Source organism: Paenibacillus piri, from assembly GCF_004354045.1.
Lineage (GTDB): Bacteria > Bacillota > Bacilli > Paenibacillales > NBRC-103111 > Paenibacillus_S > Paenibacillus_S piri.
Genome location: NZ_SMRT01000004.1, coordinates 33,236 through 53,534 on the forward strand (window position 1 = coordinate 33,236; position 20,299 = coordinate 53,534).

16 protein-coding genes and 1 riboswitch are annotated in these 20,299 nt (G+C 46.2%); of the genes, 4 read left to right on the forward strand and 12 right to left on the reverse strand.

Annotated features, from left to right (window positions below):
- Window positions 1–102 precede the first annotated feature (102 nt).
- Genes E1757_RS10670 through E1757_RS10680 form a run of 3 tightly spaced genes read left to right on the forward strand, consistent with a single transcriptional unit; the run spans window position 103 to window position 4,045 of the window.
- A complete protein-coding gene (locus E1757_RS10670; RefSeq protein WP_425464835.1) occupies window positions 103–1,707 on the forward strand; it encodes a spore germination protein in 1,605 nt (534 codons plus the stop codon).
- Window positions 1,704–2,897, forward strand: a complete 1,194-nt coding sequence (locus E1757_RS10675) for a GerAB/ArcD/ProY family transporter (RefSeq protein ID WP_133227620.1) — start codon at window positions 1,704–1,706, stop codon at window positions 2,895–2,897. The genes E1757_RS10670 and E1757_RS10675 overlap by 4 nt, the downstream gene beginning before the upstream one ends.
- The gene (locus tag E1757_RS10680) at window positions 2,894–4,045 is read left to right on the forward strand and encodes a Ger(x)C family spore germination protein (protein WP_133227622.1); all 1,152 of its coding nucleotides are present in this window, start codon (window positions 2,894–2,896) and stop codon (window positions 4,043–4,045) included. Before E1757_RS10675 ends, E1757_RS10680 begins: the two co-directional genes overlap by 4 nt.
- A 301-nt stretch (window positions 4,046–4,346) precedes the next feature.
- Here the strand turns inward: E1757_RS10680 and E1757_RS10685 are convergent, their stop codons facing one another.
- The 9 genes from E1757_RS10685 to E1757_RS10720 form a co-directional block, all read right to left on the reverse strand.
- Window positions 4,347–4,904 (reverse strand): spore germination protein, encoded by a 558-nt coding sequence (locus tag E1757_RS10685; protein WP_133227624.1) that lies wholly within the window; start codon window positions 4,902–4,904, stop codon window positions 4,347–4,349.
- Between the two features lie 60 nt (window positions 4,905–4,964).
- Window positions 4,965–6,065 (reverse strand): GerAB/ArcD/ProY family transporter, encoded by a 1,101-nt coding sequence (locus tag E1757_RS10690; RefSeq protein ID WP_133227626.1) that lies wholly within the window; start codon window positions 6,063–6,065, stop codon window positions 4,965–4,967.
- 4 nt (window positions 6,066–6,069) lie between these two features.
- A complete protein-coding gene (locus E1757_RS10695; RefSeq protein WP_133227628.1) occupies window positions 6,070–6,303 on the reverse strand; it encodes a hypothetical protein in 234 nt (77 codons plus the stop codon).
- A complete protein-coding gene (locus E1757_RS10700; RefSeq protein WP_342774559.1) occupies window positions 6,300–7,541 on the reverse strand; it encodes a Ger(x)C family spore germination protein in 1,242 nt (413 codons plus the stop codon). Before E1757_RS10700 ends, E1757_RS10695 begins: the two co-directional genes overlap by 4 nt.
- Window positions 7,511–8,989 (reverse strand): spore germination protein, encoded by a 1,479-nt coding sequence (locus E1757_RS10705; protein WP_246079130.1) that lies wholly within the window; start codon window positions 8,987–8,989, stop codon window positions 7,511–7,513. Before E1757_RS10705 ends, E1757_RS10700 begins: the two co-directional genes overlap by 31 nt.
- Window positions 8,990–9,339: 350 nt before the next feature.
- The gene (locus tag E1757_RS35740; protein WP_165972059.1) at window positions 9,340–9,507 is read right to left on the reverse strand and encodes a hypothetical protein; all 168 of its coding nucleotides are present in this window, start codon (window positions 9,505–9,507) and stop codon (window positions 9,340–9,342) included.
- 722 nt (window positions 9,508–10,229) lie between these two features.
- Complete coding sequence (locus E1757_RS10710) at window positions 10,230–10,559, reverse strand: ArsR/SmtB family transcription factor (protein WP_133227634.1); 330 nt, start codon at window positions 10,557–10,559, stop codon at window positions 10,230–10,232.
- 396 nt (window positions 10,560–10,955) lie between these two features.
- A riboswitch (ZMP/ZTP riboswitch) is annotated at window positions 10,956–11,030 on the reverse strand.
- A gap of 164 nt (window positions 11,031–11,194) precedes the next feature.
- Window positions 11,195–12,307 carry a Gfo/Idh/MocA family protein gene (locus tag E1757_RS10715; protein WP_133227636.1) on the reverse strand — a complete coding sequence of 371 codons (1,113 nt, stop codon included), beginning with the start codon at window positions 12,305–12,307 and terminating at the stop codon, window positions 11,195–11,197.
- A gap of 400 nt (window positions 12,308–12,707) precedes the next feature.
- Window positions 12,708–12,875: a P-loop NTPase family protein gene (locus tag E1757_RS10720; RefSeq protein WP_133227638.1), complete on the reverse strand. Its 168-nt coding sequence runs from the start codon at window positions 12,873–12,875 to the stop codon at window positions 12,708–12,710.
- Between the two features lie 294 nt (window positions 12,876–13,169).
- Here E1757_RS10720 and E1757_RS10725 point away from each other — a divergent pair, with 294 nt between their 5' ends.
- Window positions 13,170–13,838 carry a hypothetical protein gene (locus E1757_RS10725; RefSeq protein WP_133227640.1) on the forward strand — a complete coding sequence of 223 codons (669 nt, stop codon included), beginning with the start codon at window positions 13,170–13,172 and terminating at the stop codon, window positions 13,836–13,838.
- A gap of 63 nt (window positions 13,839–13,901) precedes the next feature.
- On the opposite strand, the gene E1757_RS10730 is transcribed toward E1757_RS10725, so the two are convergent.
- The 3 genes from E1757_RS10730 to E1757_RS10740 form a co-directional block, all read right to left on the reverse strand.
- A complete protein-coding gene (locus E1757_RS10730; protein ID WP_133227642.1) occupies window positions 13,902–14,183 on the reverse strand; it encodes a hypothetical protein in 282 nt (93 codons plus the stop codon).
- Between the two features lie 13 nt (window positions 14,184–14,196).
- Window positions 14,197–15,477 carry an ArsB/NhaD family transporter gene (locus E1757_RS10735; protein WP_133227644.1) on the reverse strand — a complete coding sequence of 427 codons (1,281 nt, stop codon included), beginning with the start codon at window positions 15,475–15,477 and terminating at the stop codon, window positions 14,197–14,199.
- A 390-nt stretch (window positions 15,478–15,867) separates the two neighbouring features.
- Window positions 15,868–20,223: an RCC1 domain-containing protein gene (locus tag E1757_RS10740; RefSeq protein ID WP_165972067.1), complete on the reverse strand. Its 4,356-nt coding sequence runs from the start codon at window positions 20,221–20,223 to the stop codon at window positions 15,868–15,870.
- Window positions 20,224–20,299 lie beyond the last annotated feature (76 nt).

Here is a 20,299-nt window from a genome sequence, read left to right on the forward strand (position 1 = left end):
CACGACCACGCTGGTTCGCTGTGGACAAATGCTATATATCGAAGTCGAACCTGCATAAATTTCACTGTAATGGGAATTTCTAAAGAAAGGAGGGGTATGCTTATGTTCAGAGGTATCCGTAATCCGTTGTCATTCCTGAAAAAAAAGAAACAAATGCCGGACGAAGCCAGATTGGATGAAAAGCTCGAAAAGATGGAGCAAATAGCAATCAGCGGCCAGCTGGAGCTTAACGTTCAAATGCTTAAAAAATCGTTGGGCAAAAGCGACGATCTTGTCATTCGCCATTTTTATATCGGGGGAGATTCGCAACACGCCGCTGCGCTAGCTTACATCGACGGATTGACCAATGCGCCCATTATCGATGAATTTATTTTAAAAGCTGCGATGTTCAACACTCGAGAAGGCAACGAGCCCGGTTCATCTCTCCAGCCAAGCGATGTTTTCGATTCCTTGAAGCAATACGGCTTGCCTATAAACGAGGTTGGAGAAACGAATACGTTGAACAAGGCGATCCGCAGCATTTTGTCGGGAGATTCCGTGCTTCTCATGGATGGAACCAGCACTACATTTCTATTAAGCACCAAGGGCTGGGAAAAACGGGGAGTAGAGGAACCGAGAACCGAATCGGTTGTCCGCGGCCCGCGAAACGGTTTTACGGAAACGCTGAGAGTCAACACGGCGCAAATAAGACTTCGTCTAAAGGATCCGGCGCTCGTTATTAAAAATATGACCGTCGGAAGGCGAAGCAACACCGATATTGCCGTTATTTACCTGGACGGCGTAGCCAACATGAAGATCGTGAACACGGTTATGCAAAGAATCGAAGCCATTGATATAGACGCCGCTATGGAAAGCGGGTATATCGAACAGCTGATCGAGGATGCCCATTGGACTCCCTTTCCTTTAATTCAAAATACGGAACGGCCGGATAAAGCCACTTCCAATATTTTGGAAGGAAAAGTGATCATATTATGCGACGGCACACCGTTCTGCCTTATTGCCCCGGCTGTATTTTCCCAGTTTTACCATAGTCCCGAGGATTATTACGAACGTTTTCTCATAGGCACTCTCATCCGCCTTATCCGGTTTTTAAGCATGACCATGGCGCTGCTGCTGCCTTCCCTGTATATCGCCTTCAGCTCCTATCATCCGGAGATGATCCCTTCCAGACTGGTCATCGCCATGGCGGCAGGCCGGTCCACCGTTCCTTTTCCCTCTATAGTCGAAGCGTTTCTAATGGAGGTAACGATGGAAATATTGCGGGAAGCCAGCGTTCGCTTGCCCGGACCTATCGGGCCGACCATCGGTATTGTCGGTGCGTTGGTGGTAGGACAAGCTGCGGTCCAGGCCGGAATCGTCAGTCCGATCATGGTTATTGTCGTAGCCTTGACGACGATTGGCTCCTTTGCAGCGCCAAGCTACAGCGCCGCCATCGCATTAAGAATGTTAAGATTCCCGGTCATGATAGCCGCCGCGATGTTCGGACTGTACGGAATCATGCTTTTCCTGATATTGATCATCATTCATTTGTGCTCGCTCAAATCGTTCGGCGTCCCCTACTTATCTCCTCTAGCGCCAAGCAAAATCTCGGACATGAAAGATACGGTCATCCGCGTTCCTTTACATTGGATGACAAAACGGCCGAAGATTTTTAAACCGAAAGATGCGAATAGAATGGGGCCCGAAGAAGGAGGAACAAAACGTTGAAGCATAATGGAGTTCAGGAAACCGATTCATCCAACACCATTACCGTACGTCAATCATCCTGGCTCACAGCAAGCACCATTATCGGCGTAGGCGTTCTCACCCTCCCTCGCAGCTCGGTCCACTTTGCACGGGAAAGCGGTTGGATCGCGACGATTATAGGTGCTTTGTTGTCTATGGCGGCGATGTATATTATTACGGTGCTCGCCAAACGTTTCCCGTATCAAAGCCTGGTCGAATACACCGCATCGATTATGGGAAGCTCCAAGCATCCGGTCATAGGCTGGATACTGAGCCTTCCGTTCCTCGTGCCGTATTATATTTATTGGGTGCTCAGCACGGCCATCATTGCGAGAATATTCGGCGAAGTGGTCGTAACTACCGTTCTTCCGAAGACGCCGCTAGAGGTTATTATAGCTTCGATGCTGCTGGTCTCCTTTGTTCTTACCTTGTATGATGTGGAAGTAGTTGCGCGAGTCAATGAAATTTTGTTTGTCATCATTGTCATCCCGGTCCTGGTTATCGCTCTCTCCTCTTACCAGAGCGCAAATTGGGATAATTTATTTCCCCTTTTTAACGTAAGCTGGTTCAACTTTTTGAAGGGAGTCGCATCGTCGGCGACCTCCTATCTCGGATTCGAGGTTATGATCATGTTTCTCGCTTTTGCCAATACGACTCAGAAAGTTATGAAAGCCAATCTTTGGGGCATAGCGATTCCGGGTATCGTTTACACCTTGATTGTCATCTCGGGCACGGCCGTATTTGGCGTAGATGAGCTGGATTTGCTTGCATGGCCTACCCTGGAGCTGGTCAAAACAACCCAGGTGCCGGGATTAATATTAGAGCGCGTGGAATCCGCTTTCCTCGGCGTGTGGGTTGCGGCCGTATTCACATCAGTAGGCAATACCTATTATGTAAGCTCTCTGCTTGTAAGACAAATGTTTCATCTTAAAGGGCACCGGCTTATCGCGTTCATCCACCTTCCCTTATATTACTGGTTGGCGCTGCGCCCCCCCAACACGGCGAAACTATTTCAATATTCCAATTACATGGGGTATTTTGGAGGCGCTATCGCCTTTATCATTCCTGCTGTGCTACTTGTGCTGGCAGTTATTCGAAAAAAAGGATCGAAGCGTAAAAACCCGCAAGCGGCGACCAGTCCGCAAATTAACTTGGGGGGCGGTAAAGAATGATATCCAGGCATCCTGTGCTCAAATTTGTTCTGATTGTTTGCCTGCTCAGCTTGCAGCTTCTTGTAACCGGCTGTTGGGATCGGCGCGAAATCGAGGAGCGCACCTCCGTCGTCGGCATCGCCATCGACAAATCGAAGAAGCACCCATCCTATTTACTCGTTACGGTGCAGATTCCTATTCCGATTAAAATAGCCGGAGCCAGCGGCGGCAGGGCGGGCGGCGGCAAACAAGCGGTCCGGGTTATGAGCTCGGAAGGAAAAACGGTAGTCGAAGGATTTCAAAACCTGCAGAAGCGTTTGAACCAGGAGCTGTTTTACGGACATACGCGGGTTATCGCCATCGGAGAAGAAGCCGCCCGGGAAGGCGTCAACCATATATTCGACCCTTTCCGCAGAGATCCGCAATTACGCCGCTTGCTTTGGCCCTTGATCGTCAAGGGCGAGGCCCGAGAGCTGCTGAAGGCAGGCCCTAATCTGGAGCAAATTCCGATCGTATACGTGATGACGCTGATTGAAAATGGAGCCAAAGCCGGCAGAATCCCGGACATGAACCTGGGAAAGTTTTATATCGATCTGACATCCAGAACGCGCGATCCATACTTGAATTACATTCAAGTGGTGGGCGACGATATCCGGTGGGAAGGAATCGCCGTTTTTCGGGGAGTGAAAATGGTCGGCGTCCTTCCGGGCCAGGATGCTTGGCAAATGCTTCGGATTCGGGAAAGGAGAGACGGAGGCAACATTACATTTCCATATCAGGACAAACCGGATCAATTGATTACCATCAATACCGAATTTATCAGGTCCCGAAACGAAATTTCATACATCAACGATCATGTCGTCGTAAAAACACGAATTTTTCTCGAAGGAAATTTGTTGGAAAAAACGTTCGGTACCAATCTTTTCAAAAGCGAAGAAATGTTCAAAATCGAAAATGATGCCGTAAAATACTTGGAGAAAGAAGCGAAAGTGGTCATTGGAAAGCTCCAGAAGCAATATCACGCGGATATACTAGGGCTTGGCAGCAAAATCCGCTCCTATCATCCGGACATCTGGAAGAAACTTGATTGGAAAAAAGATTTTTCGAAAGTGGAGATTCAAGTTAGTTACGATATGAAACTTCGGAGTTCGGGAATGGAAATGAGATAGCAGGACACGTTCCCCCGTCTTCGGACGGCATTTCCTTCATAGCAGCGTTCATAAATCATTCTACCGAGTGATGAGTGGAATTGCATGTCTATATGGTATTCTATCAGTTGCGTTTCTAGCAGATATCGGTGTGATTTTTGCCGAGAATTGTCTGACTAACGGATTCCGGATTGTGTTGTCCAGATGGAATGTTTTGGTTTTTGAACGGAGGCGTTAAATTTGGCAAAGAGAGGCGGAAACCCTAAATTGAAGGTTGCCGCTTCTTATTTTTTTACCCCTCTGCTTCATCTATTCTTCCCTGTTACAGAGCTATACTTTCAAGGATCTGTGCCGCAATAAGGCTATCATCCATAGGATTAAAGGCAAGCCGGCCATAAAAATCGGGAATAACCAGTGTGTTCCAACAACTAAAGGAAAAATGACCGAAGCCTCCACATAGTTTTTCTTTCAATCTCCGCCTCAGCAAGGCCATATTGGTTCCGATCGTTTCCGTAAATCCCTCGCGCGTTCCCCGCACGACGGACTCCGCCTTCGATTCCTCCGGACTGCGTTTTTCCCACTTGGAGAGACCGAATGCATACCCGATCGCGTGACCTTGAACGAGCAATACCGGTTCGCCGGATGTAATCTTCACTACAAGATCATTGAAGCAAGCTGCCTCGGTAATATCGGAAACGGCGAAATTATCCCTGAAGTCTGCAAGCTGAGGCTCCTCTTTCCAAACTTCCTGCAGCGGTTTCAATACGCGCAAATCGAGCTGCGCTGTATCCGTTAGCCCATGGAGATATACAATTATGGCCTGCACGGTACCGCGCACTGAAATCTCATGGAATACAGCATCGTCACAGTCGTTAAATATAGAGTGGAGAGTGGCAACATTCCTTGCAGATCGGCGGACAAGTCAGGACAACCGGCTCAATCATGAGATGCCGCTTTGTCGTCGCATACGAAAAGAACGAATCCAATCTACTATGAGATAAAGCAGCGGGATCATTTCCGTAATTAAAAGAAACGCCAATTCCCCGTTCTGCAATAAATGATCCAGCTCCACTACCGATCTCACCATGTACAAAGACAAGATGACCATCGCGGCCGTCATTAAAGTGGATAAAGGCTTATGATCCTTTAAACCGAGAATGTGAGTCAATCCGATCACAGCCGTATACAAAAACAGACTGATTTTAATAAACATGCTGTACAGCCAAAACACAATCAGCAAAGGGTCTAAATTTTGAAAAAAAGAACCGAACTTGACATACCGGATCATTTCAAGAGTAGGCATAGTGAGATTCGCCGTTAAATCGGGCCCGAAGAGCAGCAGGATCGAAACGAATCCGCACAGTGTGATGATCACTGAAGTAAAAGTCGCCCATCCCAACGATTTCATTGTTTTATTCACTTGGGCAAAATGGGGGAAAAAGAAAAGAATGACCACCATTTCTCCGAATAAGGCGGTCATCAGAATTGTGCCGTTCCAAATTCCCGGAGGATCGATATTGGTCAGCAGGGCAATAGCCATGTCCCCATTCATTTTTTTATTGACCAAAAAAGGAATAGATATCGCTGAAATCACACTAAAGAAAAAAAGGCCCTGGGCGCCGCGAAAAATAGTTCCGATTCCGGACCTGACCACTCGGGCGATACAAATTCCGAACAATGCAGCAACCGCCCATGTTGGCGTCCCCTGCAAATAAAATGCAGCCATTAATCCCAACAATTCGCGTAAAATATAGGAGGCGGAAAACAAAAAGGAAAAAACCATAATAACGGTAAGAAGAATGTGAATCGGCTTCCCCATAATGTCCTGCCCGTATTGTCCAAAAAATTGCGTCGGCCTCTTCACCGCAAGCCGATATGTCAAATATACAAGGAGCATACCCGCAATACTTCCCAAAAAGACGGAAATCCAGGCTGAAAAGCCGGCCTCCCGGGCAAGCGGGCGAATATAAAACCCTACTGTTGTCGCATAAAGAAACTGTGTAAACAGCATGTAGATCTGCAGGGGCGTAACTTTTTGCAAATGGCTACTCTCCTTTACTTCGTGCACTCATCATTTTCTGGATCGGACCAAATACCGTTTCGATTAACGCGGATAACGTCCATTGCTCCCGAAACCAGTAGATGATTTCCACGCACAGAAACAATATGACGGCGGTTCCCGCTACAAGCCGGATCGTTCGCGGTGTCCGATTATTTCGCTTTAAGTATCGCCATTCCAAATATGCCAAGCTGCCGAACAAGATAGCGATGATCATCATCTCTGCTCACCCTGGTTGGAAAGAAGTCTTTGCCCTTCCGCCTTCCTTACCGCCCCCAACCGTTTGATGGAAACATCGACATGCTCTTTCACGTTCACTTTATCGACATATAGCTCTCTCCAGCCGGGTTTGATTTCCTCCCATTTTTGGGGGAATCGCCAGCGAACATAATTGCCGAACTGGAATGCATCGGACTTCGCTTTCTTGGACTTGGCAATTGCTTGTGCCATCCGACCTTCCAGCTTTTTACCAAGCCTTTGCTCAAGCAGTTTCAGTTGATCGGGATCCTCCAAATTAATATTGGATTCATTTGCAAGCACATCTACCTCCGCTTTACATCGAATATGAATCGTTGGATCGCCTTCTACTTCCGGTTTGATTCGGGTCGTTGCTTGTGTGACCATGAAGCTGACATTTTTTCCATCGCTTGGAGAAGGGACGTTGACCTCGGCGTTTTTTAATTTGCCAAGGATCCATAAAGCTCCCCTCATTTCCATCGTATTCAGCAAACTTACCATTTTCCCGTCTTTGAATATGGCTGCTCCATCCGTTCCCATCCACTTTTCATCCGTCTTTTTCTTTACTATGCCTTCTCTGCCGAAGACGAGCATGGGGATTACAAGGTCCCCTCCGGTGTAATTCGCCATAAGAAGATCTTTCACCGTAACCTCTACCGTCACTTTCTCCTCTATGTAGCCGGATAATATATCCGTAGGGAATCTTTCAAATCCGACAAGAATGGACGCAAGCTCCACCGGCTTTCCTTCCGTGATGAATACATTGGAATTAATGTGTATTTTGGGCTCGCGGGCAATGAAATCCACCACTTGTCCAATTCCATCTTCCGCCAATTTTCTGCCAATCACAATAATCCTCAATTGTCCGAAAGAGATTTTCCGGGATAAATCCGCCTGAATGGCGCGGTAAGCTTTGGCCACATCACGATCTCTTTTCGTAACGTAAGCGAACGGTTTGCCGGACTTCCCGCCCCCTCCGCCACCGCCTCCCTCCTGACTGGGAACCATCTGGTTTGGAAGGGGAAACTCCAGTGTCATCTCGATTCCATCGTCTGACTTATCCAAAAGCATGATTTTGGCGAAAGCCTGGTCATTTAATTCGACGGTTGACCAACAGCCGGTAAGGAAAGATAGGAAGAGACAGGCACTTGTAGGGATCAAGAACCGTCTGAACCATTTCAAGGACATAGTTAATCTCCTTCCTCCGGGGGTTTTGCCCATTTTCTCGAATAAACGGGTTGTCTTTGCCTGTTGGATCCGGATAGGCCGGGACGGGTTCTCATTCTCCACCAGGGCGCCCTGACCAAAATATCCTTAAGATCGCTAAACCTCATCGGCGCAATGGGAGACAGATAAGGTACCCCAAAGGAACTCAATTCGATCAGATGCAAATAGAACAAAATTAATCCGCAGACAATTCCGAACAAACCGAAAGTACCTGCCAAAATCATCATCGGAAAGCGCAGCAGCCGAAAGGAAAGGCCAAGATCGAAATGCGGGATAATAAAAGAGGAAATGCCTGTCAACGATACGATAATAACCATCACCGCAGAAACAATTCCAGCCTGCACGGCCGCCGTACCAATAATCAGGGCGCCTATGATTGATACAGCTTGTCCAACCGATTTGGGTATGCGAACTGCAGCTTCACGAAGCGCTTCAAAAAATATTTCCATAATGAATGCCTCCACAAGAGCAGGGAACGGCACAATTTCCCTCGATGCCGCTATGGTTCTGAGCAGTCTTTCCGGAATCACTTCCGGATGAACCGTCGTGATCGCAATGTACAGGGACGGCAGCAATAATGAAGCGAATAGAAAAACGTAGCGAATCCAGCGAATCCAGCTGGCCGCAACATAGCGCTGGTAATAATCTTCGGCCGCTTGCATGAACATGAAGAAAGTAACCGGTGCAAGAATGGCATTTGGCGATCCGTCTACAATTACGGCGACGCGTCCTTCCAATAATGAAGCGACGGCCACGTCAGGCCTTTCCGTATACTGGATTTGAGGAAAAGGCGAGTATGGATTGTCTTCAATAAACTCCTCCAGGTAGCCTGTATCCAGAACGCCATCGAATTCAATAGACGACAATCGTTTCTTGATTTCATCCACCAGTTCCTGCTTACATATCCCTTGCAAATAAGCAACAACTACTTTCGTTTGGGTTTCGGTACCGATCTTCATGACTTCCGATTTGAAGGACTCGGTTTGCAGCCTTCTACGCATTAAGCTGAGATTGACATCGAGATTTTCAATAAAAGCTTCTCGCGGGCCCCTGATTACAGATTCATTCGGAGCTTCCTCGATCGATCTCTTTTCGAAGGCTGTGACTGCGATTTCAAGCATTCTTTCATCGCCGTCCACAAGCAGCAAGGCGTTCCCGCCAAGAATACCGGCCAACGCCTTATCGATGGAATGAAGTACTTTCACGTTATCGACAGGCACATGCAGTTGATCGAAAATTAGATTGGAAAAGGCTTCGGCGCTGAGCGATGAATCAAAGTTAATTATAGTCTTTAACACGTCTTGCTGGATGACTTTTCGATCGACCATGCCCTTTAAATAAATAAGCGTACACTTTATTTGCGGCCCTGCGATAAATGTGTGAATGACCGTGTCGGAGCATTGGAGAAGTTTCTGCTTAAACCACTGTAACCGCTCATCCATTTGGGCCGAAGGCTCCCCGTCATGGTCATGGCCGTTTAATCCGGGGATTGCCGAATCTGAAGTTTTTTGCGGCGTCAACAATTTCTTCTTGCGGGTATTTTTTAGCCAAGAATAGATCGACATGGAGCTTACCTCAACTATTATTTTCCTTCCCCTTTATCTTTACCTAATGTACCCAATTTACACTGTCCTATTTAAGCCGGTACCAACAATCTTTATTTTTTTATCCGTTCCACCGCTGCAATGATCGTCGGGAAGTAGATTATTTGTCACAAAATGGAAATGGGATCAGGTTCCTGTCATTGGCGTATGACAAGAACTTGATCCCATAATTTTAAAAAATCCACAGGTTACCGGCCAAAGCCCAGCGCATAATATATCACATACAACCAACTGAATAAACCGTGAATTATTGCCCAAATGACTGATTTATTGGTTGTGAATGAAATCACCATAGCTAGAGCGCTGCCGAAACTGATTCCTGTTTTGACATAGCCACCCACTCTGGTTTTTGACATATGCATCCTCCAATCCAAAATTTTATTGATATAACTTTATATTACTCTCCAAATGTAAGCCTCGAACCTAAAAAATATTCGGAATATCATAAATATTTGTCGATACGATACGATTGTATGCTAATCTGATATTGACCTAAAGGCATAGTTCGATGAAAAGGAATGAGAGGTATGGTCTTACTGTTTCTTTTTCTTGCTTCTTTTTCTGTTTACGTATGTTATCGTTACTATGAAACCGTTGAAGTTGTTTTATTTTTGCTTGGGTTTTACTCTTGTATTTTTTGGTTGATAGTAGCAGCCAAGTGGATAACCGGTTAATAAGACCGAAGCCCTTCCGACGAAGATACATTTTTGTTTTTGATGTAGCTTTTCTTGCAATATCAGAATTGTTCAGCTTCGCTGAAAACATATAAATTCTGATATTATAACAAAACCTCTATCGATGCCTATCCAAGATGAGCGACCGCGATTTAAATGTAGGTTTTCTGTTCGATGAAAGATGAGTATCAAAAGTTTCAAAACGATCTCAATACAAACCTGCGTTCGGCTAATGAGAGCTTGACCATACATATGTGGGGTACAGACGAATATAGCGGATCATTTCTTAAAAGAATGGACCCGGCGCAGGCTGAAGAATGGATAGAACAGTTTATAATGGGTATAGTGCGAGATATGTGATCTTCAATATTCATACTACAATGAAAGCTCCTGTTTCAATTGGGTCATGGCTGTTCCTCCTGTAGTAGTTGTTTTAAACGTACAAAGTTTCTATTCCAAAATTTCTCGTAAAACGATACCCAATCTTGAATTTCTCTTAACGGAGCGGCGTTGAGCCGATACCGCGTTTCCCTTCCGACTTTTCGATCAATGACCAAGCCTGCATCTTTAAGAATCGCCAAATGCTTGGAAACCGCAGTCCGCCCCATTTGAAACTGAACCGTTAGCTCATGAAGAGGCATTTCTTCAACATCGGCCAACAGGCTAAGCAGCTTGCGCCGAGTCGGATCGGCAACAGCATCATATATATCCCGCGGTTGATTATTCTCGCTCATATTCACCATACTTCCCATCTATAGCGCCTAATAGGACTCCATTAGTTGTCTGGCTAGATTATAGGACACCAAACAGTGTCCTGTCAAATTGGTATTCAATGCATTGCTAAGCTCATCTATTAACTATATAGTCGGAATCAATCCTACCTGTCTGATAGTATGGATAGTCCATTGACTTTTGTATTTGTTCAACCGTTTCTGCGTCTGTAAAGCATTCGATCAGGTATAGTCCCAGGTCGATCGATGTAGCCACTCCACCACCCGTAATCACATTTCGCCTGCTTTCTTTAACCATGAAAGAAATTCCGCGTCATTTTTCAGCTTCCTTGTTCCCCTGCCACCTGGACACCTGACCTTTCTGTTTCATAAATAAAAAAGCACTTGATCATTGATCAAATACTTTGCCCAGGCGTACGGCTTCAGTGTGCTCCCTCACGGTTCTCCGTGTTTACGCCAGTCACACACAGTATTAAGTTAAGAATAATCATACATAAAACTCCCAATATTTTCAAGATAAAAATCTGAAAACAATTCCGAATATTCCAACATAACTTTCCAGCTCCTGCAGATGATTCCGACGACTCGCCGCGGCTGTCAAAGCTTCCAATCAATCCGTTGTGAGAGTCTGTATCCTATTATATAAAACTGCTACGGGTATCAAAAATGAGTGGATCCAATTTACCCCAAGGAGTAAAGGTAGTCGTTAATTGGAAACGTTGACCGGATTCCGCAGATCGATATGCTCCGAACATAATCTCGTGTACGTGCAGCTGTTGTTTACACGTCTGTACGGGTTGCTCGCCGGTTCTGACACAGTGAACAAAATGGGCAATAACACTCTCATTTCTTTGGTTCGAAATCTTTCCATGCGGGATATAACAACTCTCCATCCCACGCCAATTGACTTGCTCTGCATCGGGTATAATCTGTCCTAATGTATGAACAACCAATGGATACCCGCTGTCATTTAGACCTATGGTCCCGTTACGTCCATATATAATTGTATTGTTCTGCTTGAACGACAACCCCCATAATGAACGAATAACGGCATGTTGTCCTCCGGCGAATTGGACGATTATCGTCACATTGTCATCCACATCACTACAAACTTGTTTTCCATCACCGACAATACGATTTGGAATCAATGTGTTTACTTCTGCGATGACGCTTATAGCCGGTCCCATCAAACCGACAAGTCGGCTAATCGGGTATACCAAACAATCAAGCACTGCACCTCCATGGGCTATCGATTTATCGTAGTACCAGTTGTCACGCCATGGTCCGGGAAGGGAAAGTTGTGCCTCGGCGCCTGTTATCTTTCCGATGTATCGCTCATCCACATATTCGGATGCAGCCAGGAAAGCGGGATTTAAATCAAACGGTAAGCTCATGAAGATGATGCTCTTCTCCTCTGCAAGGGATACCATACGTTTACAATCCTCAAATGTTGTAGCCATTGGCTTCTCGTTTAGAACGTTCAACCCTCGTTCCAGCGCAGCTAGCACCGGCTCCGTGTGCATCGAATGGGGTGTGGTGACGACTACAGCATCAAGCTCCTCTCTGTCCATCATGACCCGATAGTCGTCGTACCATCTTGGGACTCCAAAGGCAGACGCCTTCTTCTCCGCATTTTCCAAATGTTTTGAGCAGGTTGCAACAAAACGTACTCCTTCTAATTGGGCTGCCTGGTCAAAATATCGATTGCTTACATGGCCGCTTCCAATCATGCCCAAATTAATAAGTTTCATTGGGATCCCCTTAATATAAATTTATCGACGCTTATTTCGTTCTTATATTTCGTTTTGTGAAGTTCCTTATTCAGCTGAAAATATTTTCAAAAGATCTTTATTATTTTTTATAAGAATAGTCTTCTCTTTATAAATTAACAGCATATTGAGTATCTCAACTTTATTTACCCTTTCAAATTTATGATTCCATTTTATCATTTTAATAAGATCTTTTAAACGTTGTTTATAATTCGAAGGTTCTAACTTTAATCTAGTTCTGATAAATCTTATAATAATTCTATAGTCTCTTAAAAAGACATTGGGATCCAAAAAAACTATTAAATCTGCAGACTCTAAACTATTCCTAATCCACTTATGATAAACTCCCTCTAAAACCCATGAATCGCCTTTAAGTATTTCATTAATATTGCAAATCTCTGGCTTCTTCAGGTAATCTTCCGCCTATTTCGTCTCTTCTCCATACAATGTTATCTAAATCATGATGTCTAATACCAAACCTTAGTGCCATTTGCCTAGATATAAATGTTTTTCCGCTCCCTGTTGAACCAATAATATGTATTTTCTTCACATCTTTGACCCGCTTTCAATAGATTGCCAATTAATTTCGAATAACGTTTGCGTTTTATTGACCATGGGTTAATAGGATATCTTGTACTCAAAAGTTTTATAAAATCCAAAGTAAAAGTGGGTATCCCTTATTGTCTGCATAATTCTGAAAACAGCACCAATATGAAATATATCGCTTTTGGGCGCATCCGTTTGATTGCTTCCTTCAGGTTGTTTCGGCCATTCTCTTTTCATAAACTGGCAAGGAATATAAAACCGTTTTTTTAGAGAAACTGAATACTAGGAGGTGTTTACTGTGCTCATTAATAAAATACTGCTTTTAGCGATAATTTCCTGCTCTAACCTATTGCCCGGTTCAGAGACAGAAAATTCTAAAAAACACCGATCACTGCTTCATCAGCTAAATGTAGACAGCGGGAGCACTTTAAACGTTCAATGGAACGCGGCTACTAATACGCCGGAGCTGATGACAGGTCGATTGACATCACCGACCAAACATTCCCCCGGGTGGATCTCTTATGCTTTTCTGAATAAGGTAAAGTCCCTATATGGCTTAAAAAGAGTAAATGAAGATATGAAAATCATAAATATTGACAATAACGACGACCCCACATATTTTAAGGTATATTTACAGCGTCTTCTTTTTCAAAAACCTGTATGCGGAGAACAACTGGTTATCACGATTGATCGTTCCGGGGTGGTCCTTCGGGTCGAGGGAAGCCTTCATTCCGATTTAGAGAAAAAACGGCTAGGACGTCCCATGTATCCGGCTGTGACACAGGAGAAAGCAATAAAGATTGCCTCAACTTACGTTTCACTTCATTCATGGAAATTAGCCAGTGTGCAGTCCTGTTATCTACCTGCACGCGAGGGAGTCCCCCTTATACATATGGTTACTTTCAACCAAATGAACGATTCGATTACGCTAAAAATTCATTCACTTACGGGACGTCTTGTCGAATAACTACAAAAAACGGAGCAGCTCCCGCAACAATGGAGTGCTCCACTTAATTGATTGTTGCTTTCATTAGGACTGCCACTCAACAGATTGCAGCAGCCGGTGTTTCATAAGTTCCAGCACAAAGTCCGTATAGTAATCACTTCGTACAATAACCCGATATTGATGATTAACATTGGCGTAAAACAAAACATCTGTAATAATGTCGTTATGATCGAAATAATGCTGCACCTTCTTAAATTGTTCCAAATAACGTTCTTCCTGCAGGATATAGATATTAAATTCAATATCAGCTTCGTTTGCAATCTCATCAATTTTAATAATATGCTCGTCGTAAGTATAAGTCAGCATAGCTCATTCTCCTTTATATTAGATAGCGAAGAAATACGTACACACTTGATATAATTATCGAAAGCAGCATCAACGGGAAACCATATTTTATAAACGAAATAAACCGTATCGGATGTCCTTCTTTTCCTGACATTCCTGCAACAATTAAATTTGCGCTCGCGCCAATCAGTGATCCGTTTCCACCTAAGCATGCACCTAGTGCAAGGCTCCACCAGAGTGGTTCCAGGTTGCTGACGCCCATATTGCCCATCTCTTGAATCATCGGTATCATGGTTGCGACAAACGGTATATTGTCGAGGAAAGCAGAAGCAATAGCACTTATCCATAATATTAACATAGAAGTAGCTATCAAATTCCCACCTGTCAGTTCAATTGCTTTCGCAGCCAATTGGGCTATGACACCGGTCTCTACGAGTCCCGACACGAGTACGAATAAACCGACGAAGAAAAAGATTGTCATCCACTCTACCTTGGTAAACGCATCTTCCATTTTGTGCTCGCCTGTCAACAGCAGCAGAAGAAATGCGCCGGCCAATGCAACCGTTGCCGATTCTAGATGCAGCATTTGATGCATAAAGAAACCGATAATGGTCAGGCCCAAAATAATCAGGCATTTATTGAGGAGATTCCGATCCGTCAGTACTTCACGTTCATCCAATTCCATGATGCTGCGCTGTAGCTCAGGCGTCGTTTGAACTTGCTTACTGAATAACCAGATAAAAATAGGAATATGGATAGCCATAATGATTACTGCGACCGGTGCCAGATTCACGATGAATGACATAAAAGTTAATTCCTTCACTGCACTGCCGATCATAATATTCGGCGGATCTCCAATCAATGTTGCAGTTCCTCCAATATTTGAGGCAAAAATTTGTGTGATCAGAAAAGGTACCGGGTTTACCTTTAGTTGTCTTGTAATACTGAATGTGACGGGCACCATAAGCAGTACGGTCGTGACATTATCCAAAAAAGCCGATCCAACAGCAGTGATAACTGCTAGAGATATCATAATCCGTACCGGATCGCCGTGTGCTTTTTTTGCGGATAAGACAGCAATATACTTAAACAATCCAGTCTCCGCAGTTATGCTGACAATAATCATCATACCGATCAGAAGTCCTAATGTGTTGAAATCAATATGATGCAAAGCGGTCTCCTGGTCAATTATACCCAGGACTACCATCAGTAAACCACCGATCATGGCCACAATAGTACGATGAATCTTCTCCGAAATGATTAATCCGTAAATGACAAGAAAAATAGTGATTGCCCAAATGGCGTGTTGTTCCATAGTGCCTCCCATAAATTGTTATTCGTTAGTTTATCCCATAAATCCGTGAAATATCGCTTGAAGCGCCTCCCATCAAAATAAAATCATGTGTGAGGTCCCCTGACCAAAAAAAGGCAAAAAAAGCCTACCTAATGGCAGACTCCTCCTGTAACACACAACATTTTATTTATCGACATTATACGTTGCTTCCTTGAAAAAGTAAACAAGTCTTTACATAGTTTGTCGTTGTGCTGTGATAATTAATAGAATATGAGCTTCCCGCTTTAAGCCGCCCACCTGATGGCCAATGCCATTGTCGCGAGAATTCGTTGCGATTTCCATCCTTCTTTCGCTATCCTGATTAATCCGGTTAATAGGACTATCATTCCCGGTTTAACTTACTGTGGAAATTTACTCGCCGATCGTAAATGCCTTCTCCAGCAGCCGTTGAACGATTGCCGCCGTTTCCGCTCTTGTGATGTTGCTGGCCGGGAGCAATCCCGCGTCGGAGCCGTTGACCAGACCGATTGAAACGACCGCGGCTGCCGCTTGCTTGGCCCAGGCGTGAACTGCCGAGCTATCCGTAAATTTGGATAGTATTGCATCCGTGCTACTTGAGCTAATATTCGTTTCCAGTCCCGCAAGCTTCATCGCCTGTGCGATCATCACCATGGCTTCTTGGCGAGAGATCGTCTTCATCGGGCGGAACGTTTGGTCCTCGTACCCTTCTATGATCCCATACTCCTGCGCTTTCGCAACCGCACCGACGTACCAATCGCTGGACTTCACATCCGTGAAACCGGCAGTTTTCCCGCTATCGGCTAATCCCAGCGCCCGCACGATGATTGCCGCGAACTCCGCGCGGGTAATGTCCCCATCCGGTTGGTATCGATTCTCATCGACTCCGTTAACCACCATCCGTGACGCCATATCATTCACCGCAAGTTTCGCCCAATGCCCCTCTACATCTGCAAAAGTCATGGGATGCCAAATAAGGGAATACGTACTGTTCGTCAAGCTGTGGATGACCGCATAATACTTCCCGTCCCGTAATGTAACGTATGTCGGCGCATGGCGGGTTATTCCTTCTGCCTCCAACACGACGGCCGTCGTCATTTTGCTCGGGTCTGCACCGTCCGGAAGCGGAATTTCACGTTTTACATACGAGTTGAACTTGTCGGCGTACACCGTTTTGCCGCTATAAGAGGCGGCCACCGTGAAATCAACCGGCCGAGCGACGATAGTAAAACGTCCTTTTTCAGCCGCATTCTCCATCAGCTTAACTTTTGCGGAATCGCTCTTTGCAATGTCTATACCGACGATGATATCCGACAATTTCAAATACTCTCCTAGCTGCTTCGAAAAGGAATCGATCCGGATTTCCGCTGCAGGCAGCTTGTAGCTCCCGTTAGTCGTCCTAATATCCAGCGTAGCCTGCTTGTTTTCCAGCGCTTTCACTGCGTCTCCGGCCAAAATCACCGTCACTTTGTCCGCGCTTGCCGAGACGGGAATAACGATCATCGGCCGGTCTCCCGCTTTGGCAAGCAGCTCCGACAATTGAGCCGTATCTATCGTCACCGTAAATATCGTTCTATCTCCCTCTTCCGATACGGCGGCTGTGGCGATTTGCTCAACCTCCTTGCCGTCAACGATGATTCGGAACGGCGTCGTGCCGTTGGAGACATTGCCCGTACCGCCGCCGGATGAACCGGATCCGCCGCGGGACGAAGCCGCCGCACGAGTTACGGTTACCGTATACACCTTCGAAGCTCCGTCCTGCGCGGTTACAGCTACCTTAATCGTATTGCTGCCGACGCTCAGCGGAAGCGACGGAGACGCTGCGCCGCTCGTTAAAGTGAACGGCCCGCCCGCCAGCACGCCGGAGACGTTGTACACGCTAGCCGTCACACTGGCATAGGTAGCATTGTATACCGACGCCGTTACCGTCAGTGACGGCACGCCGTTCGCCACGCTAGCCGAATAGCTTGTCGTGCCGGAGGCAAACGCAGGGCTCAGCATACCGTCCGAAAGCAGCAAAGCGCTCAAGTCCGCCGCGTAGCTGCTTGCCGTCCACTTAGCGTAAAGCGCGGTATCCCCGGCAATCACGGTTGTGAAATCAAACGCCGCTGTCAATCCGCTGTCGATGAACCAGCCTGCGAAGCTAAAACCGGATTTGGTCGGATCGGCTGGCTTGGCTGCCGTACTCCCCTTGCTTACCGTTTGACTGCTCACCGGCGAACCGCCGTTGCTGTTGAAGGTCACGGTATAATTGGCATGTTCCGTTGACGGCTCGGCAATCGTAAACATTATTGTTTGGGCAAATACATTTCCGGCATGATCGGCGACCGTAAAATCAACGGTATGCGGGCCCGGCGCACTTACAAGGAAAGAACCGCTGCTGCCGCTTGCTTGCTGCAAATCGCCATGATCCACTTGATAGGTTATAGATCGAACGCCCGATTCATCGTCGGACGCGCTGAATTGTATGGTAACGGGTTGCGTATATGCTGCTCCATAGGTCGCACCGCTTACCGAGAGGCTTGGCGGAACCTTGTCCGTAGGAGTTAATCCTACGTGCAAATCCGTTACCGGGGGCGGAACATCAACGACACGGCTAACAGCGCTTTGAAATCCGGGACGGCTGACAGTCACCCGATATTGCCCTGCCGCAGTATCCCAAGCATACCGGCCGTCTTCGCCGGTAATTTGAGGATTGGTGATCGGCTCTAATCTCCCCGGGTAGTCTTCATCGCTCATATCGACCCATTTGCTTAACGCAGGATCATAGTATTGCAAAACAACCTTAGCGCCTGGCAGCGGCCAAACCTTCTCATCTCCGCGCGCCACATTGTATACAATACCGCTCGGATCGATTAATTCTATATTGAATTGTATCGGATCGAGACAATCTGCAACAATCTCAACGGTGATCGGCGAAGCCGTTAACCCCACTTGAGACGGACTAAATGAAGCTGCGCTTGTGAATTGATTTTGAACTACATATTTATGTCCGGCAGCATCCGTTGCAATTAACCTGACATTCTGGCACGGAATAAAAACGTTCATATTGAACATAAGCTGGGCTGATCTGCTCGCAACCGGAGTGCCGTCACGCTGATACCCGCTTATCCCCCCCAAATTAACATTCGGCGGTACAACAGGCGGTAATGCTTCGAATTGATAAGAAGCTGTGGCAAACGGCGAGGCTTCTCCATCCCGATAAGCGTTCACAGTTGCTTGATGGGTACCTTCTGCAACCGGCTTCACTCTCCATGTTGTTGCAGCCGTCGTTCCAGCAGCGATTGTATCGATCACATGAACAGCGTCGCCGTCAACAAGGCTCAACCCGGGACTTGGTATAATTTTAAACGTTATATTGGCAAGCCCCTCTCCCGGATTATTTAAATAAGCAGTTAAATGGGCAGGATCGGTTGACCATTCCGGATAAAACAAACGCTGTTTCCCTATAAGCGCCAAGGTTGGATTGGTTGCGGTTACGCTGAATCCCCCAACCGGATAAGGAATACTGGAAGGCGCGTTATAATTAGGATCCTGAGGAGTTGACGTATCGTATCCGAGCTGGCGATAATAGTTGTTTCCCCACATCCATACGCTTCCGTCCTCCTTTACGGCCATCGAATGATTCCATCCTGATCCAATAGAAACGAAATTACCGTTCAAATCGGGCTTCATTGCAAGTGAACGTCCCTGAGACGTTCTGTCTCCGAGTTGACCGTCATCGTTTTTTCCCCACGTCCGTACCGTTCCGTCGTTTAACAGGGCCATCGTATGCTCTCCTGTTGCCGCAATTGAGACGACACCACTAAGCTCTTGCTTAGGATTAAGGCTAATCAGTACTTTCACCGGAGAGAGACCGGAGGTCGTTGTTCCGTCTCCGAGCTGCCCGCTGCCGTTGCTTCCCCACGCCCATACCGCTCCATCGTTTTTCAGGACAACGGCATGAATGGCTCCTAATGCAATTGAATCTACCCCGCTCACATCAGGTACCTGCTCGGGTGTATAGTTTGGAGTGTTGTTGTACCTATTCGTGCCGTATCCGAGTTGGGCATATCTGTTGGATCCCCACGTCCATACGGTTCCGTCATTTTTCAAGGCGGCTGTATACCCGGAAGTATCACCGACCCCGAATCCTGCTGCAATGGCTTTTACATCAATAAGTCCGCTCACTTGCAAAGGTTTAGGATTGTACCCTACGGTTCCGTTGGCCGGGTTGGTTTTGTAGCCGAGTTCTCCACTGTAGTTGTTTCCCCACGTCCATACCGTTCCATCGTTTTTCAGGGCTACGGTATGAAATGATCCTGCTGCAATGGCGGCAACTTCGCTCAGAGCGTTCACTTGCACAGGGACAAAACTTGCCGTATTGGTTCCGTTTCCGAGCTGGCCATACTGATTGTTCCCCCAAATCCACACCGTTCCGTCATTTTTCAATGCAGCGTTATGCCACCATCCTGCTGTAATGGCGACAACTCCGCACAAACCGCTCACTTGTACAGGAGAAGCACGATTAATATTTGAACCGTCTCCGAGTTTGCCGGAGTAGTTATTCCCCCATGCCCACACTGTTCCGTCGCTTTTCAGGGCAACAGTATGGTCGCCTCCTCCGGCAACCATCGGCTTGGTTGTAAAATTGGAAGTACAAGCAGGATCTTGGGCAAATACGAAATTCGGAAAATAAGAGAAGATCACATATAAAAGGATAGCTAGTGAAATGGCGATGTGCATCGGTTTTGGAATACGTGCATTCATTACAACACCTCCGATTGATACAATTTGTAACATAAAGGGCGCACCTCCCCTTCTTCAGAACCATTCTAAAGAAAGG